General features: G+C 71.9%; 14 protein-coding genes and 1 pseudogene. 9 read left to right on the plus strand and 6 right to left on the minus strand.

The genetic code is table 11. The features are described 5' to 3' along the window. Window positions 1-14: 14 nt before the first annotated feature. Entirely contained in the window at window positions 15-3242 is a 3228-nt protein-coding gene (locus AB0H54_RS13015) for a BTAD domain-containing putative transcriptional regulator (RefSeq protein WP_357345266.1), read from the minus strand. 129 nt (window positions 3243-3371) lie between these two features. Here AB0H54_RS13015 and AB0H54_RS13020 point away from each other — a divergent pair, with 129 nt between their 5' ends. Further along, window positions 3372-4940: an MFS transporter gene (locus AB0H54_RS13020; protein WP_357345268.1), complete on the plus strand. Its 1569-nt coding sequence runs from the start codon at window positions 3372-3374 to the stop codon at window positions 4938-4940. A gap of 113 nt (window positions 4941-5053) precedes the next feature. Here AB0H54_RS13020 and AB0H54_RS13025 read toward each other — a convergent pair whose 3' ends face one another. After that, entirely contained in the window at window positions 5054-5662 is a 609-nt protein-coding gene (locus AB0H54_RS13025; RefSeq protein WP_357345270.1) for a maleylpyruvate isomerase family mycothiol-dependent enzyme, read from the minus strand. Window positions 5663-5729: 67 nt separating this feature from the next. On the opposite strand from AB0H54_RS13025, the gene AB0H54_RS13030 reads away from it, so the two are divergent. Further along, the gene (locus tag AB0H54_RS13030; RefSeq protein WP_357345271.1) at window positions 5730-6620 is read left to right on the plus strand and encodes a MerR family transcriptional regulator; all 891 of its coding nucleotides are present in this window, start codon (window positions 5730-5732) and stop codon (window positions 6618-6620) included. A 46-nt stretch (window positions 6621-6666) separates the two neighbouring features. Here the strand turns inward: AB0H54_RS13030 and AB0H54_RS13035 are convergent, their stop codons facing one another. The 3 genes and pseudogenes from AB0H54_RS13035 to AB0H54_RS13045 all read right to left on the minus strand — a co-directional run. Next, the gene (locus AB0H54_RS13035) at window positions 6667-7179 is read right to left on the minus strand and encodes a L,D-transpeptidase (protein ID WP_355275859.1); all 513 of its coding nucleotides are present in this window, start codon (window positions 7177-7179) and stop codon (window positions 6667-6669) included. A 158-nt stretch (window positions 7180-7337) separates the two neighbouring features. Beyond that, a complete protein-coding gene (locus AB0H54_RS13040) occupies window positions 7338-8018 on the minus strand; it encodes a hypothetical protein (protein WP_357345274.1) in 681 nt (226 codons plus the stop codon). A gap of 37 nt (window positions 8019-8055) precedes the next feature. Further along, window positions 8056-8499 (minus strand): annotated as a pseudogene (locus AB0H54_RS13045) (FAD-dependent monooxygenase); the annotation flags it as partial. Window positions 8500-8585: 86 nt separating this feature from the next. Between AB0H54_RS13045 and AB0H54_RS13050 the strand changes: the two are divergent. From AB0H54_RS13050 to AB0H54_RS13070, 5 genes are all read left to right on the plus strand, one after another. After that, window positions 8586-9287 (plus strand): TetR family transcriptional regulator, encoded by a 702-nt coding sequence (locus AB0H54_RS13050; RefSeq protein WP_357345275.1) that lies wholly within the window; start codon window positions 8586-8588, stop codon window positions 9285-9287. A 227-nt stretch (window positions 9288-9514) separates the two neighbouring features. Beyond that, complete coding sequence (locus AB0H54_RS13055; protein WP_357345277.1) at window positions 9515-9943, plus strand: PaaI family thioesterase; 429 nt, start codon at window positions 9515-9517, stop codon at window positions 9941-9943. A 154-nt stretch (window positions 9944-10097) separates the two neighbouring features. Further along, window positions 10098-10400, plus strand: coding sequence for an urease subunit gamma (locus AB0H54_RS13060; RefSeq protein WP_110035401.1), 303 nt, complete (start codon window positions 10098-10100; stop codon window positions 10398-10400). Window positions 10401-10409: 9 nt separating this feature from the next. Next, window positions 10410-10721, plus strand: coding sequence for an urease subunit beta (locus AB0H54_RS13065; protein ID WP_357345279.1), 312 nt, complete (start codon window positions 10410-10412; stop codon window positions 10719-10721). 27 nt (window positions 10722-10748) lie between these two features. Then, entirely contained in the window at window positions 10749-12470 is a 1722-nt protein-coding gene (locus AB0H54_RS13070) for an urease subunit alpha (RefSeq protein ID WP_355275848.1), read from the plus strand. 57 nt (window positions 12471-12527) lie between these two features. On the opposite strand, the gene AB0H54_RS13075 is transcribed toward AB0H54_RS13070, so the two are convergent. After that, window positions 12528-13835 carry a lipase family protein gene (locus AB0H54_RS13075; RefSeq protein WP_355275846.1) on the minus strand — a complete coding sequence of 436 codons (1308 nt, stop codon included), beginning with the start codon at window positions 13833-13835 and terminating at the stop codon, window positions 12528-12530. Window positions 13836-14111: 276 nt separating this feature from the next. On the opposite strand from AB0H54_RS13075, the gene AB0H54_RS13080 reads away from it, so the two are divergent. Further along, complete coding sequence (locus tag AB0H54_RS13080) at window positions 14112-14783, plus strand: O-methyltransferase (protein ID WP_357345282.1); 672 nt, start codon at window positions 14112-14114, stop codon at window positions 14781-14783. 241 nt (window positions 14784-15024) lie between these two features. Further along, entirely contained in the window at window positions 15025-15948 is a 924-nt protein-coding gene (locus AB0H54_RS13085) for a LysR substrate-binding domain-containing protein (RefSeq protein WP_355275843.1), read from the plus strand. Window positions 15949-16004 lie beyond the last annotated feature (56 nt).

Raw genomic sequence — 16004 nt, forward strand, 5'->3', positions numbered from 1 at the left:
GACTTCGGACCGACTCAGGATCGGCTCGAGGTCGCCCCCGCGACGAGGGTCGCCGGGTCGGCGGTCCGGCCGTGCGCGACCGCGGCCGCCAGTCCGTCGGCGCCAAGCTCGGCGCGGACGCGCGCCGCGATCCGGTCGACATCGCCGCGTTCGGCCTCGGGCAGGGGCGCTCCGGTGGCGCGGCGGAGGGCCTCGGCGGCGCCGAGCAGCTGAGCGGCCTGCTCGGCGTCGCCCGCCAGCGCGCGGGCGCCTGCCAGTCCCTCCAGGGCGAGCGCGTGGGCGCGGGGATCGCCGGTGCGCAGCGCCGCGTCCAGGCCGCGACGGTGCAGCTGTTCGGCCTCGGCGGCGTCGCCCGCGAGTTCGGCGGTGAAGCCCAGTTCGGCGAGGATCAGCGCCGCGCCGAACTGGGAGCCCGCGCGCAGGTGCCAGTCCAGCCAGGCGCCGAGGTGCGTGCGGGCGGCGGCGAGATCGCCGCGGCGCCGCGCGACCAGGCCGAGTCCGAGTTCCGCGGATTCCTCCCCGACCAGATGACCCTGGTCGACGGCGATCCGGCGCGCACGTTCGTGCAGTTCGGCACTGTGCTCGAAGTCCCCGCGCAGCAGCGCGATCCGGCCCAGGGAGGTGAGCCGCTCACCCACCTCGGTCCACAGCCCGAGCTCCTCGGCGGTCGTCAGCGCGGCCCGGTGCTCGGTGCGCGCGGTGTCGAGATCGCCGACGACCTCGGCGTGATTGCCGAGCAGGAAGCCCGCGATGCCCTGCCCCCAGCGGTCGCCGACCCGCGTGAACAGATCCCGGCTGCGTTCGGCGTGCGCGCGCATCTCGGTCAGCTCACCGCGTGCGAACGCGTCCCTGGCCAGCGACGCCGAGGCCGCCGCGACACCCCAGTCCTGACCGGCGTCGGCGAAGGCGGTGCGCAGCTCGGCGGCGCTGTCCATGTCGTGGTGCGCGGCGAACCCGGTGTGCACGTGCGCGAGATACCAGCGGGCCCGCAGTTCCGCGGGCGCGGGCCGCTCGCCGAGGGCGGGCAGCGTCTCGACGGTGCGGCCGCGCCCGAGCTCGAGCGCGCCGCGCCACAGCAGCGCGATCCGCCGTGCGGCCGAACCGGGTTCGCCCGGCACCGCCAGCGCGATACCGATCGACCGGATGCCCTCCGCGAGCCGCCCGCGCAACACCCAGTACCAGGCCAGCGCGTTCACGAGACCGAGCGCGTCGTCGGATCTGCCCGCGGCCCTGGCGGTCTCGAGCGCGCGGCGCAGGTCGGCCGATTCGGCGTCGAGCCGGGCCAGCCACCGCCGCTGGTCGCCGGTGCGCAGGTGCGCGTCGGCGCGTTCGGCCAGCGCGCGGTAGTAGGCGAGATGACGCAGGCGGGTCTCGGTCTCCTCGCTACTGTCGCGCAGGCGGTCGACGCCGTAGGCGGCGACCGACTTCAGCAGCCGATAGCGGGGCCTGACGTCGGCGGCGGGCGCGATGACCAGCGAGCGGTCGACCAGGCGGGCGAGCAGTTCCGCGATGTCGATGCTGTCGACATCGCCACCCGCGCAGACGGTCTCGGCCGATTCCAGGGTGGCGCCGTCGGCGTGGGCCGCGAGCCTGCGCAGCACCGCGCGTTCGGGCTCGTCGAGCAGTTCCCAGCTCCAGTCGATCACCGCGCGCAGCGTGCGCTGCCGATCGGGGGCATCCCGGTACCCGGCGGAGAGCAGCGTGAACCGATCCTCGATCCGCTCGGCCAGGGTGTGCACGCCCAGCGCGCGGACCCGGGTCGCCGCCAGTTCCAGCGCCAGCGGCAGGCCGTCGAGATGGCCGACGATGGTCGCGACCGCGGCGGCATTGGCGTCGGTGACGGCGAATCCGGGGGTGGTGGCGCGGGCCCGATCGGTGAAAAGCCTGACAGCAGGCGACTTCTCGATCTCAGCCGTGGTTCCCTCCGCGGCGGGCACCGGCAGTGGTGCGACCGGCCACAGGTGCTCGCCCGCGATGTTCAGCGGGACCTGACTGGTCACCAGCACCCGCAGGTCGGGGGCCGCGCCGAGCAGTCGCGCGACCAGTGCCGCGGCGGCCTCGGCGACATGCTCGCCGTTGTCCAGCACCAGCAGTGCCCGCTTGGCCCGCACCGCCTCGGCGAGCCGGGCGAGCTGGGTTCCGCTGTCGGGCACCGGGAACGGGCTGGTCCCCGCGGAGTCGTCGCGCACCTCGAACGTCGCGGCGACCACCTCGGTGAGGGCGGTCAGCGCGCTGTCCGGCTCGGCGCCGAGACACAGCCCGGCCAGCTCGACGAACAGCACGCCGTCGCGAGCCGGATGATCGGCGCCGACCGCCAGCGCCAGGCGGGTCTTGCCGACGCCGCCCGGACCGGTGAGCGTCACGAGTCGTTCGGCCCGGAGCAGGGCCTCGATCCCGGCGCGATCGTCCGCACGCCCGATCAACGCGGTGGCGGGGACCGGCAGCGTGGGCCGGGGCGTGACCGGAGTCGCCCGCGGCGGCCGGGTCGGCGCGCCGAGCGCCGGATCCTGTTCCAGCACAGCACGATGCAGCGCGGTGAGCTCGGGACTGGGATCCAGGCCGAGGTCCTCGGCGAGGTGCTCGCGCAGGCGCCGGAACGAGTCAAGCGCCTCGCCGTGGCGGCCCGAGCGGTACAGCGCGAGCATGTGCGCGGCCCGCAGCCGTTCCCGCAGCGGATGTTCCTCGGTGAGCGCGCCCAGTTCGTCGGCCACCTGCTCGTGCGCACCGAGCGCGATCCTGGCTCGCGCGTAGTCCTCGGTCGCGGTCAGGCGCTGTTCCTCGAGGCGTAGCACCGGGATCCGGGCGAAGTCGTGGTCGGCGAGGTCGGCCAGGGCGGGGCCGCGCCACAGCGCCAGCGCCTCGGCCAGCAGGGCAGCGCGGGTAGCGTCGTCGGCGGTGCGCGCCCGGCGCAGCAGGTCCTGGAACACCTGCGCGTCGACCGCGTCGGGGGGAACGTCCAGGAGATAGCCGGGGGAGCGCGAGACCAGCAGGTCGCGGCCGCCGTCCTCGGCGTTGCCGAGCACCCGGCGCAGCTGGGACGCGCGGGTCTGCAACGATCCCGCCGGATGGGTGGGCAGCGCCGCGCCGCCCCACAGGTCCTCGACGAGCCGGTCGGCGGGCACGATCCGGCCCGGCTCCACCAGCAGTGCGGCCAGCAGGACCCGCACCTTGAGCTCGGGCACCCGGACCGGCTGTCCGTCGTCGGTCCACACCGCCACCGGCCCGAGCACCCCGAAACGCATGTCACCCACCCTAAACGGCGGGGCGGACGCGGCGGCCTCGAGGCGATCCGGAGTCGATCCGAAGGGTTCCCGAAGGGCCGCTCGGCACGGTGGGTCTCGTTCGCATCCTCCTCGAAGGGAATCCTCCTGATGTCCGCGTTCACCGAAATCCCCGAGCGGGCAGGCACCCGCCAATGGCTGGGACTGGCGGTCCTGCTCCTGCCGACGGTGCTGCTGTTCCTCACCATGACCGTCCTGTTCCTGGCCACCCCCTACATCGCCGCCGATCTGGCACCGAGCAGCGGACAGCTGTTGTGGATCAACGACATCTACGGCTTCGTGATGGCCGGGTTCCTCGTCACCATGGGCACGCTGGGTGACCGGCTCGGCCGCCGCAGGCTGCTGCTGGCCGGCGCCGCGCTGTTCGGTGTCGCCTCGGTGCTCGCGGCCTTCGCGCCCGGTCCCGAACTGCTCATCGCGTCGCGGGCGCTGATGGGGCTGGGCGCCGCCGCCGTCATGCCCGCCACCCTGTCGCTGATCACCACCATGTTCCGCGACGATCGCCAGCGGGCCACCGCCATCGGTCTGTGGGCGGCGTCGGTGTCGGCCGGGGTGGCGCTCGGCCCGCTGCTCGGCGGACTGATGCTGGCCTCGCTGTGGTGGGGCGCGTCCATGCTGATCGGCGTGCCGGTGATGCTGCTGGTCGTGCTCGCGGTGCCGGTGCTGGTGCCCGAGTACCGGGCGCCCGCGGCGGGCAGGCTCGATCCGATCAGTGTCGCGCTGTCGCTGGCCGCGCTGCTGCCGTTCGTCTACGGCGTGAAGAAGCTCGCCGAGGCCGGACCCACCGCCACGTCGGTGCCGACCCTGCTCGCCGGGGTGCTGTTCGCGGTGGTCTTCGTCCGCAGGCAGCTGCGCCTGGCCGACCCGCTGCTCGACGTGCGGCTGTTCGCCAACCGGACCTTCAGCGGTTCGCTGGGCGTGTACATGCTCGCGGCCATCGCCCTGGGTGGGGTGTACCTGCTGTTCACGCAGTATCTGCAGCTGGTCGCCGCCCAGTCGCCGCTGGCGGCCGGGCTGTGGATCCTGCCCGCCGCGATCGGCTTGGTGATCGTCTCGACGGTCACTCCCGCGCTCGCCCGCCGGGTCCGGCCCGCGTACCTGATCGCCGCGGGTCTGGCGGTGTCGACGGTCGGCTACCTGGTGCTGACCCAGGTCGAGAGCGTCGCGGGTCTGCCGCTGCTCATCGTCGGCTTCTACGTCCTGTACCCGGGTATCGCCCCGGCCATGGCGCTGATCCCCGGCCTGGTCATCGGCGCCGCCCCGGCGGAGAAGGCGGGTGCCGCCTCGGCGGTGAACAGCACGGCCAGCGACCTGGGTGTCGCGCTCGGTGTGGCGCTGCTCGGCAGCGTCGGTGCCGCGGTGTACCGCGCCGGGATGTCGGAGTCGACGGGCGAGGCCGCGGAAACCCTGCCCGGGGCACTGAGTTCGGCCGAATCCCTGCCCGCCGAGGTCGCCGATTCCGTCGTCGCGGCGGCGAGGGATGCCTTCACCAGCGGACTCAATGCCGCCGCGTGGACCGCGGCCGTCCTGTCCGCCGCCGGTGCGGTACTGGCGGTCGCGCTGTTGCGCCGGATCCCGGCCGGAGCCACCTCGGTGCCGGATTCCTATGGGGTGGAGGACAATTCGGCCGAGGGCGACCGGGAAAGGGCGGCGGTGTAGCCGGGATCGTGCTCGTGATCCCACCCGCCACGAGCAGGCCCGTCGGCCCCAGCGCCACGGCCCCAGCACGATCCGCGGTGCCGAGCAGTTCGGCACCGCGGATCGCCGCGTCGTCAGTGATCCGGTGATGTCCGGCCGGCGACGATCATCAGCAGCTCGGCGGCAGTCCCGGTGACCGGTGTGCCGGTGCCCGTGTGCCAGCCGGTATCCGTTGCGGTGAGGGCGTAGCCGGCCAGGCGGGTGCGTGCGTGGAACGGGGTGCCCATCGCCCACACGCGTTCCAAGGACCACTGTGCCGCCGCGGTCGGCATCACGCGGTCGACGCCGAGGGGGACCGCGATGTCCTGTCCGTGGACCAGCAGATCCATCAGCCGGTCGGTCGGTGTCGTCCCGATCGGGGTGATTCGTGAGTCGACGGTGGACCGAAGCGCGTCGAGCAGTTCGGCGGTCGACATCCGGTCGGCGAGGCGGACGGCGGTGTCGTGGATGAGCCGGTCGAGATTCCCGCGGGCCCGGATCAGGTTCACCAGGAGCGAGCCGATCGTCACCCGGGTGGTCAGCACGAGGTGCGCCACCACATCCCGGATCCGCCAGCCCGTGCACAACGAGGGGGTGTCCCATGCGGATTCGGGCAGGTCGGCCAGCAGGTCAGCGAGGGTGGCGCGTTCGACGGCGACCGCCGCCCAGATCGCGTCGTCGGTACGGGAAGTTCGGGTGGTCATGGGTCCTCCTTCGCTGGGGTGTCGTCGGTACCGTAGGAACTCCACCGAGGTGGAGGTGCCAGTGACTGTGACCGACAGCACACCGATGACGATCGGCGAACTCTCGACCCGGACCGGCGTCGCGGTCCGCACGATCCGGTTCTACTGCGACGAGGGCCTGCTCGAGGTGCGTCGCACCGCGGCCGGGCATCGGGTGTTCGACCGGGCCGCGGTCGATCGCCTGCGACTGCTGCGCCGGTTGCGCGCCTTCGGCATCGGGCTGACCGCCATCGCCGACGTTCTCTCGGGCACCCGGTCGATCGCGGAGGTGATCGCCACCGAACGTGCCGCCGTCGACGCCGAGTTCGCGGCGTTGAGCCACCGTCGCGCGCTGCTCGCCGCTGTCGAGCACGCCGCCCCCGCGGCGCTGGATCTGCTTGCCGCCGTGGCGGATCCGTCGACGGCCCGGGCCACCCTTGGCACCTTCTGGCGCCGTCAGCTGGCACCGCTACCGCGCCCGCTGATCGAGGACTTCCTCGACATGAACGTCCCCGAACCCACTCCCGACGCCCCACCCGAGCAGCTGCTCGCCTACGCGGAACTCATTGCGCTCGTGGCGAATCCGGCACTGTCGACGGCGATGTCGGACACCATCCGCCACCGTGGCACCCCGGGGGTCCGCGACGAGCGCCGCCTGCTCCTCGACGTGGCCGGCGCCTGCCTGACCGCGGCACCGGCGGTCGCCGCGGGCCGCGCGCCCGCGCCCGGCGCCGAACTCGACCACTACGTCGACATCCACGCGGGCGCCCGCGGCCTGGCCGACACCCCGGCCTTCCGGCGACAGCTGCTGGCCGACACCGCCGACACCGCCGACGTCCGCCGGTACTGGCAGCTCACCGCCACCCTCGCCGGCGACACGGTGACCTCCGGCGCGGCCCACCTCTGGCTCTTCGACGCGCTCACCGTCGCCGTGGCATGACAAAGGGGAGGCCGATGATCCGGCCTCCCCTTCGGGTCACGACGGCTCAGGGAACCACTTCGACGATGTCGCCCGGTTCCAGCCACTCGTAGTGCGCCTTCGCGCCTTCGGGCGTCAGCCGGATGCAGCCGTGGGACTGCTCCTCGGTGGGCCCGATGTGATAGGCGATGTCGCCGTTGAAGAAGACCGCGTACTCCATCGGCGCGTTGTGCAGGGTGCTCCAGTGGAACGGCTTCTTGAACGCCACCTTGAAGACACCGGGCGGGGTCTCGTAGCCGGGACGGCCGTGCGACATCGGGCTCGGCCCGAAGGTCACCTTGCCGTTGTCCATCAGCCAGGCGTTGTTGGTGGACAGCTGCAGGCAGGCGCGCGCCTTCTCGCTGCACGGCGCGACCACCGGCTCCGGCGGCGGCGCGGGAATGATCGCCGGAACACCGGGAACATCGGGACCGCCGGGCCACAGCGGCTCGGCCTGCACCGGCGCCGCGACGGCGGCTCCGGCGACGGCCGCGCACAGGGCCGCCTGCGCGGCCCAGCGGGGGATACGACTACTACTCACGAAATCTTGCCTCTCTCGCCGCGCCCACCCCTGGCCGTCGTGCGCCCAGAACATGAGCTTTCAACATCGACACAAGCCTCGGAAACATAGAGGTACGTGTGATCATGGAGTATTGCGATCGTGTTGAGCAAGCCCAGGCGGCCGTCTCCGGCGCGCCGTCACGCGGCCCGCGCGCGCTCCGGCCGGAACACCCGGGCAGCCAACGGCGGCAACACCATCAGCCGGGTGAACTGATCGCGCAGCCGGATGGCGGTGCGCGAGCCGGGGATCAGCATCGCGCGACTCGCCCCGACCGACCGCTGACGGGCGCGTACGGTGGCCCGCAAGCCCCGCTCGTAGCGGGCGAACGCGGCCCGATGCCCGTCTCCGACGGCGAGCTCGGTGGCCAGCCGGTGCGCGCCCTCGACGGCCAGTGACGCGCCCGCGCCGGACAGCAGCGTCGCACAGTAGGCGGCGTCGCCGACCAGGCCGACCCGCCCGCGCGACCAGCCGGGCATCCGGATCTGGGTGATCGCGTCGAGGTAGAAGCCCGGATCGGCGGTCGCCGCGTCGACCAGGGCGCCGACCCGCCAGGCATCGGTGTCGAAGTGGCTGCGCAACAGCTCCTTCTGTGCCTGCTGGTCCCGGGGCACGGCGAGCTCGCGCGGGGTACGGAAGGCGAAGAACGCCTGGGCGCTCGCGTGTCTGCCGGACCGGTAGACCCCGGCGACCCGGCCCGGTGCGTTGTGCAGCGTCACCTCCCGCGCGGTGCCGAAGTCCGGGTCGACGGCGGCGGTCGCGAAGCACAGGCCCAGGGGATAGGCGGCCTCCGATTCCGGGCGCACCGCGAGCTCGCGCACCCCGCGAGTGCAACCCGTCCGCGCCGATGACCAGGTCGAACTCCGCGCTGGTCCCGCTCGTGAACTCGACCTGGACGGACGCCTCGTCCTGGGTGATCGAGGCGACGGAGTCGCCGAACCGGTAGTCGGCGTCGTCGGCGGTGGCCTCGTGGAGGACGCGGGCGAGGTCGCCGCGCATCACCTCGAGGTCGTCGGGGCCGTTGAACGTGCTGGTCGGCATGCCCGCGACCCGCCTGCCGTCGGCGTCGACGAAGGTGAGCTGCCGGATGTCGGTGGCGAGCTCGCGCACCGCGGGCAGCACGCCCATGGCGTCGGCGATGCGCACGGCGGCACCGCGCAGGTCGACACCGTTGCCGCCGGGACGCGGCGCGGGGGCGAGCTCGACGACGGTGGGTGCGACGCCGTGCCGGGCGAGCCACCAGGCGAGGGTGGGACCGGCGATACCGGCACCGGAAACGAGAATGCGTGGACTGGTCGGCATGGCGACTCTCCTCGTAGAACTGACCTGTGGTCAGTCCTCACGGTAGATTCCTGACCCCCGGTCAGTCAAGGCGCTAGGATGTCCCGATGACCGACGAGCAGACGCCGGGCACGCGCGAGCGCATCCTGGCCGTCGCCATGGAGCTGTTCGGCGCGCACGGGTACCACCGCACCACGGTCCGCGCGATCGCCGATCAGCTGAACATCTCCAAAGCCGGTGTGCTCTACCACTTCCCGAGCAAGTACGACATCCTCGCCGGGCTCGCCGAGCCGCTGCTCGTCGCGATGGCCGGGGCGGTCGCCGACGCCGCCCATCCCGATCCGCGTACGGCCAGACGGCAGGTCCTGGAAGGGCTGCTCGAGGTGTTCCTCGAGTACCGGTATCTGTTGCGGCTCAATGTGAACGACCTGGCGCTCGCCGCGCCCGGCGCGATCTTCGAGCGGTTCCGCACCACGATGCTGGCGGCGAACCGGCTCGTCGCGGGCCCGAGTCCGGCGCTGGCCGAGCGGGTGCGGGCGGCGCAGGCGCTGGGCGCGCTGAGTGACCCGGTGGTGTTGTTCGCCGAGGAATCACCCGCCGACCTGCGGGCGGAAGTGCTGGCCGGGGTCGAATTGCTCTATCCCGAGGCCGTGCGTCCGGTGGCCGCGCCGCGCGGGCGGCCCGCGGCGCTCGACGCGGAGCGCATCGCGGCCGCGCGCCGGATGAGCGAGGTCGAGCAGCGCAGCGCCACCGAGATCGCCGCCGTGCTCGGCGTCTCGCGCGCGACGGTGTATCGGTATCTCAAATAGGAAATTATGAGACGATTTGTGAGACGAATGAGACGAATCGGCGAGGCGCTTGACCACTTAGGTAAGCCTGACCTATGCTCATCTCGGCGTATGGATGAGCCGGTGGTCCCGAGGGCTGCGGTCGACCCCCTCATTCCTGCCGCGGCGGGCTCCGTCCCTGTGACGGGGTCCGCCGCTTCGTCTCCCGGGGTGTCGGCCGCGGAATCCGATGGTGTAGACCGGAGCGTATGACCGACAACACCCTGTCCCTGGCCGCGATCACCCCGGAGCTGATGACCAAGGCCAGCGAAGGCACCTTCACCGATCTGATCGGGTTGCGCTACACGGAGGTGGGCCCCGACCGGGTGTGCGGCGAATGGGAGGTGCGTCCGCAGCTGCACCAGCCCGCTGGCATCCAGAACGGCGGCGTCTACTGCACCGTGATCGAGACCCTGGCCAGCGTGGGCGCCGGCGTCTGGTTCGGCGAGCGCGGCTCGGTCGTCGGCGTCAACAACAACACCGACTTCCTGCGCGCGGTCCGCGAGGGCCTGCTCACCGGCGAGGCCACCCCCATCCACCGGGGCCGCAGCCAGCAGCTCTGGGTCGTGGTGATCACCGACGCCGAGGGCCGCACCGTCGCCCGCGGTCAGGTCCGACTGCAGAACCTCGCCGCCTGACCCCCGTAGTCATGATGCCGGGGATGCCGCCCGGCTCGGCGGGTTCGCGCGCGGAGGAGACCGGGTGGTCGGGAACCGTGTCGGGTGGACGGGCAGGGGCGCGTCGGGCGTGTCAGAATGTCGGACACCTGACCACGATCCGTGAGGAGACCCGATGCGCCTGTCGCCGCACGAGCAGGAACGGCTGCTGCTGAGCTACGCGGCCGAACTGGCCCGCCGCAGGCAGGCGCGGGGACTCAAGCTCAACCACCCCGAGGCGGTCGCGCTGATCACCGATCACGTGCTCGAAGGCGCCAGGGACGGGCGGACCGTGGCCGAGCTGATGTCCTCGGGGCGCTCGGTGCTCACCCGTGACGACGTCATGGCCGGCGTTCCGGAGATGATCCACGACGTGCAGGTCGAGGCGACCTTCCCCGACGGCACCAAACTCGTCACCGTGCACCACCCGATCGGATAGGTGAGGCCCATGATTCCCGGTGAATACCTCTGTGCCGAGGGCACGATCGAACTCAACGCGGGCGCCGTGCGCGTCGAACTCGACGTCGTCAACACCGGTGACCGCCCCGTCCAGGTCGGCAGCCACGTCCACTTCCCGCAGGCCAACGCCGCCCTGGACTTCGACCGCGCGGCCGCGCACGGCCACCGCCTCGACATCCCCGCGGGCACCGCCGTCCGCTTCGAACCCGGTCTGCCGCAACGTATTTCGCTGGTGCCGATCGCCGGTACCCGTGAGGTGTACGGGATCAGCGCGAACCCGCCGGGCCGCCTCGATGCGTGAGTCCACGACCTCTTCGGGAGAGAACCGATGACCGAACTGAGCCGCGCCCGCTACGCCGAACTGTTCGGGCCGACCACCGGCGACCGCATCCGGCTCGCCGACACCGACCTGATCATCGAGATCACCGAGGACCGCAGCGGCGGACCGGGTCTCGCCGGTGAGGAAGCCGTCTTCGGCGGCGGCAAGGTGCTGCGCGAGTCGATGGGCCAGTCCCGCGCCACCCGCGCCGACGGCGCTCCCGACACCGTCATCACCGGCGTGGTGATCATCGACCACTGGGGCATCATCAAGGCCGACGTCGGCATCCGCGACGGCCGCGTCTGCGGTATCGGCAAGGCGGGCAACCCCGACACCATGTCGGGTGTGCACCCGGACCTGGTCGTCGGCCCGTCGACGGAGATCATCGCGGGCAACGGCCGCATCCTCACCGCGGGCGCCATCGACTGTCACGTGCACTTCATCTGTCCGCAGCTGCTCGACGAGGCGCTCGGCGGTGGCATCACCACGCTCATCGGCGGCGGCACCGGCCCGGCCGAGGGATCCAAGGCCACCACCGTCACCCCCGGCTCCTGGCACCTGGCCCGGATGCTGGAGGCGCTCGACCACTGGCCGATGAACATCGTGCTGCTCGGCAAGGGCAACACGGTAAGCCAGGAATCCATGTGGGAGCAGTTGCGCGCCGGCGCTTCGGGTTTCAAGCTGCACGAGGACTGGGGTTCCACGCCCGCCGCCATCGATGCCTGCCTCACCGTCGCCGACGCGGCGGGCGTGCAGGTGGCGCTGCACTCGGACACCCTGAACGAGGCCGGTTTCGTCGAGGACACCCTGGCCGCCATCGCCGGGCGTGGCATCCACGCCTACCACACCGAGGGCGCGGGCGGCGGGCACGCGCCCGACATCATCACCGTCGCTTCGTATCTCAACGTGCTGCCCAGTTCCACCAACCCGACCCGGCCGCACACCGTCAACACCCTCGACGAGCACCTCGACATGCTCATGGTCTGTCACCATCTGAGCCCGTCGATCCCCGAGGACCTGGCCTTCGCCGAATCGCGGATCCGCCCGTCCACCATCGCCGCCGAGGACCTGCTGCACGACCTGGGCGCCATCTCGATGATCGGCTCGGACTCCCAGGCCATGGGCCGCATCGGCGAGGTGGTCATGCGTACCTGGCAGACCGCGCACGTGATGAAACGCCGCCGCGGCGCCCTGTCCGGCGACGGCGCGGCCGACAACGCCCGCGTGCAGCGCTACATCGCGAAGTACACCATCTGCCCGGCGGTCGCGCACGGGCTCGACGACGAGATCGGCTCGGTGGAGGTCGGCAAACTGGCCGATCTGGTGCTGTGGGAGCCCGCGTTCTTCGGGGTGCGCCCGCACGCGGTCCTCAAGGGCGGCATGATCGCCTGGGCCGCGATGGGCGACGCCAACGCCTCCATCCCCACCCCGCAGCCGGTGCTGCCGCGCCCGATGTTCGGGGCCGCGGCCCCCGCCGCGGCGGCCACCTCGCTGCACTTCGTCTCCGAGCAGGCCATCGACGACGGGCTGGCGAACCGGCTCGACGTGCGGCGGAAGCTGGCGCCGGTCAAGAACGTCCGCCGGGTCACCAAGGCCGACATGCCGCGCAACGACGCGATGCCGCGGATCGAGGTCGACCCCGACACCTTCACCGTCCGCGTCGACGGCGAGGTGTGGACCGAGGAACCGGCCACCGAACTGCCGATGGCCCAGCGCTACTTCCTGTTCTGAGTCCGGAGACGACACCGGGGGCCCGCGCCGTTGCGGGCCCCCGGTGCCGTGCGGCGCTCAGTCGAACGAGCAGCCGCCGACCGGCTTGTCGGCAAGCCGGTCGAGCAGGTAGGTCACCGCGTTGTCGGGACCGAAGCCGTCGATCAGTTCCGGACCGAAGTGGTTCGGGATGGTCGTGCCGGGCAGGATCGGCGGCAGTTCGTTGGTGCGGAAGGTGACCGTGGCGCCCTGGCCGCACCAGTCCTCGGCGAGGCGGCGGGCCTGGCCGTAGGGGACCGTGTCGTCGTTGCGGCCGCTGGTGATCAGCACCGGGGTGGTGGGCGCGGTGCTGCCGATGCGCAGTTCCGCGAGCACCGGTGCGGCCTCGGGCAGCTCGGCGAGGTGCTCGGTGAGCGAACGCCCGTCCACGGTCAGTGAATTCGTCTTCATGAACGGGTGATAGGTGATCAGGTCGGCGACGCACGAGTCGCTCAGGGTCGCGAGCTTCGCCCGGCCCTGCGGGCTGGTCACCCGATCGACGGCCTGCTGGAGTTCGGGGTAGCGGGCGAGCATGCCGTTGACGGCGAACCCGATCGCGCCGCCGATCAGGGCGCCGTCGATGCGGGTCAGGATGGCCGACAGGTCGGCGACCGGTCCACCGGCCCAGGTTCCCTTGAGATTCAGCTCCGGCGCGTAGCTGGGCGCCATCTCCGCGGCCGCGGCGGTGGCACCGCCGCCCTGCGAGTAGCCCCACAGCACCAGCGGCGTCTCGGGGCCGACTCCGGCGAGCGCGTTCGCGGCGCGGGCGCCGTCGAGGATCGCGTGGCCGCTTTCGAACCGGTTGGCGTAGGTGTGGATGCCGGGGGTGCCGAGGCCGATGTAGTCGGTGATCAGCACCCGCGCGCCGAGCGCGCTCCACACCGCCGAGGACGGCAGCTCCTGGTTCGCCGAGAGCCCCAGCGGGTCGGCGGTCACCGAGACACCGGTCGAGAAGGCCACCGACATCGCGCACCGGTCGCCCTGGCCGGAGGTGCCGGGGCCGATGACCACGGTCGGCCGCGGGCCCGCGCCCTGCCACGGGTTCTTCGGCTCGATGTAGGTGCCGGAGACGGCGACGGGGGAGCCGTCCTGCAACCGGCTGGTGTACATCACGTGCTGGGCCTGGGTCGGCCAGCCCGCCGCGGTCGGCGGGGTCGCCAGGATCGTCATCGGCTGGGTCTTCACGATCGCGCCCGGGGTCTGCGGGATCTCCGCGGGCGGCACGTAGAACGCGCTGACCGGCTCCGCCGCCACCTGCGTGCCGACCACCCCGGATCCGGCCACCGCGGCCAGGCAGGCCAGTGCGGTCACCGCCGCCCGGCGCGCCAGCGATCGTGCTTGCTGCATACCACTCCCATCGATGCCACCGCCGCACCGCTGCGGCTGTGTCCTGAGCCGCGGCGGGGGTCGATCATGACGCACGTCACGCCGCAGCGGCCGACCGAACGGTAACACTGTTACCGCACGCCGGGAACCCCGGGTCGGCCCAACGGCGGGCGGTGCGCCGAGCGGGGGGACGGTGACTCGGTCCGGTCGCCGAGCGGGCCTGTGGGAGTGGGACATCCGGCGCACCGCGGGCTCGAGTCCGCGCCGGGGGCTGCCGATGGTGGCACACTGGCGCCCATGACGGACAACGACTGGGCCGGTGTCGATCGCTATATCGTGGACGCGCTGGTGGGCGACGACGGCGCGCCCGCCCTCGCCGCGAACGCCGAGGCCGGGCTGCCCGCGATCGACGTCTCGCCCCCGCAGGGCAAGTTCCTGCACCTGCTGGCCCGGTCGGCGGGCGCGCGCCGGATCCTCGAGATCGGCACCCTCGGCGGGTACAGCACCGAATGGCTGGCCAGGGCGGTCGGCGACGACGGCACCGTGGTCACCCTCGAGTTCGAGCCGCGCCACGCCAAGGTCGCGCGGGAGAACCTGGACCGGGCCGGGGTCGGGGCGAGGGTGGACATCCGGGTCGGCGCAGCGCTGGACACGCTGCCCGAGGTCGCCGAGGATGTGACCGAACCGTTCGACCTGGTGTTCATCGACGCCGACAAGATCAACAACGCCAACTACGTACAGTGGGCGCTGCGGCTGACCCGGCCCGGCTCGGTGATCATCGTCGACAATGTGGTGCGCCGCGGCGGGCTGGCCGACGAGCAGTCCGAGGATCCCAACGTGCGCGCCAGCCGCGAGCTGGTCGAACTGCTCGCCGCCGAGCCGAGCCTGGACGCGACGGTGTTGCAGACGGTCGGCTCGAAGGGCTGGGACGGCTTCGCCTACGCGGTCGTCAACGGGCCGGAGTCCTGAGTACTGGGCCGGGCGCGCACCTTCCGCAAGGCCGCCGCGGCGCGGTAGAGTGAGCGGTTCCGTGGCAGGCCTTGGCGCGCCTGGTGTTTCGGTGCCGGTGCGCGGCGCGCCGGGTCGGCCACGCCGTGTCCGGGGCGGGTTCACCCACCGGCAACGCGCACGGCGACTTCTGGGCGATCGGTATTCATCACGGGTTATCCGGCCTCGATAGCGTGGTGGTACTCGGAAGGAGCCCGGCGTCATGGAATTCCGACACCTCGTTTCGTTCATCACCATCGCCGAAGAGTTGCATTTCGGTCGCGCAGCGCAGCGCCTCCATCTGACCCAACCAAGTCTCAGTGCCCAGCTGCAGAAGCTGGAGAAATCGCTCGGCGTCCAACTGGTCGCCCGCAACTCCCATGAGGTGCGGCTGACCCCGGCGGGACGGGAGTTCGAACTCCAGGCCCGCCAGATCGTCGCCCAGCTCGACCGTGCCGCCCAGGCGGCCAAGGCGACCGCCGAAGGTCGCGCTGGCAGTCTCAATATCGGCTACAACCTGCCCGCCAGCAGACACGTGCTGCCGGAGGCGCTGACCAGGATGACCGAACGACACCCCGACATCGTGGTGTCGCTGTGGGAGAAGCGGACCGGGCCCCAGCTGGCCGGCCTCGCCGACGGATCACTCGATCTGGCCCTGGTCTACGGTCATCCCAGTACCGCGGACTTCCGGTATCGCCGTCTGCTGCACCGGGTTCCGCTGGTGGCCGTCGTCGGCCGCCGACATCGGTGGGCGGACCGGCCGGGAGTGCCGTTCGCCGAATTACAGAGTCAGGACTGTGTGCTGTTCGCGCGCGAGCAGTGTCCCGCGATGTACGACACGATCCTGCGCTCGGCCGCCGAGACCAGGATCTCGCTCAATGTCACGCATTCGGCCGACGACCCCGGCGCGACCGCGCACATGGTCTCGGTCCGTCCACTGGTCGGGTTCGCCTCGCTACCGCGGGCGATTTCGATGGGAATGGGCGTGGCGGGCAGCAGCTCGGTGGCGGTGAAATTGTTCGATCCGGTGCCGACGCTGGATTTGCACGCGGTGTGGCGTGCCGACGAGCCGAACCCCGCCGTGTCGCTGTTCCTGGAATGCATCGAATCGGCACAGATAGATGATGTCCGGGCATTGTCGGCGTGAACCCGTCGATAGGACATGACTCTCGCACGGTAGGAACAGCGATGGCGGCGGCGACG

It is taken from the genome of Nocardia sp. NPDC050718 (assembly GCF_040654235.1).
In the GTDB taxonomy this organism is placed as follows: domain Bacteria; phylum Actinomycetota; class Actinomycetes; order Mycobacteriales; family Mycobacteriaceae; genus Nocardia.

Excerpts from the sequence above, each read along its gene's own strand:
- AB0H54_RS13055 (WP_357345277.1), top strand. The coding sequence starts at position 9,515 with ATGACCGACAACACCCTGTCCCTGGCCGCGATCACCCCGGAGCTGATG.
- AB0H54_RS13025 (WP_357345270.1), bottom strand. The coding sequence starts at position 5,662 with ATGACCACCCGAACTTCCCGTACCGACGACGCGATCTGGGCGGCGGTC.
- AB0H54_RS13020 (WP_357345268.1), top strand. The coding sequence starts at position 3,372 with ATGTCCGCGTTCACCGAAATCCCCGAGCGGGCAGGCACCCGCCAATGG.
- AB0H54_RS13070 (WP_355275848.1), top strand. The coding sequence starts at position 10,749 with ATGACCGAACTGAGCCGCGCCCGCTACGCCGAACTGTTCGGGCCGACC.
- AB0H54_RS13015 (WP_357345266.1), bottom strand. The coding sequence starts at position 3,242 with ATGCGTTTCGGGGTGCTCGGGCCGGTGGCGGTGTGGACCGACGACGGA.
- AB0H54_RS13080 (WP_357345282.1), top strand. The coding sequence starts at position 14,112 with ATGACGGACAACGACTGGGCCGGTGTCGATCGCTATATCGTGGACGCG.
- AB0H54_RS13060 (WP_110035401.1), top strand. The coding sequence starts at position 10,098 with ATGCGCCTGTCGCCGCACGAGCAGGAACGGCTGCTGCTGAGCTACGCG.
- AB0H54_RS13075 (WP_355275846.1), bottom strand. The coding sequence starts at position 13,835 with ATGCAGCAAGCACGATCGCTGGCGCGCCGGGCGGCGGTGACCGCACTG.
- AB0H54_RS13085 (WP_355275843.1), top strand. The coding sequence starts at position 15,025 with ATGGAATTCCGACACCTCGTTTCGTTCATCACCATCGCCGAAGAGTTG.
- AB0H54_RS13065 (WP_357345279.1), top strand. The coding sequence starts at position 10,410 with ATGATTCCCGGTGAATACCTCTGTGCCGAGGGCACGATCGAACTCAAC.
- AB0H54_RS13050 (WP_357345275.1), top strand. The coding sequence starts at position 8,586 with ATGACCGACGAGCAGACGCCGGGCACGCGCGAGCGCATCCTGGCCGTC.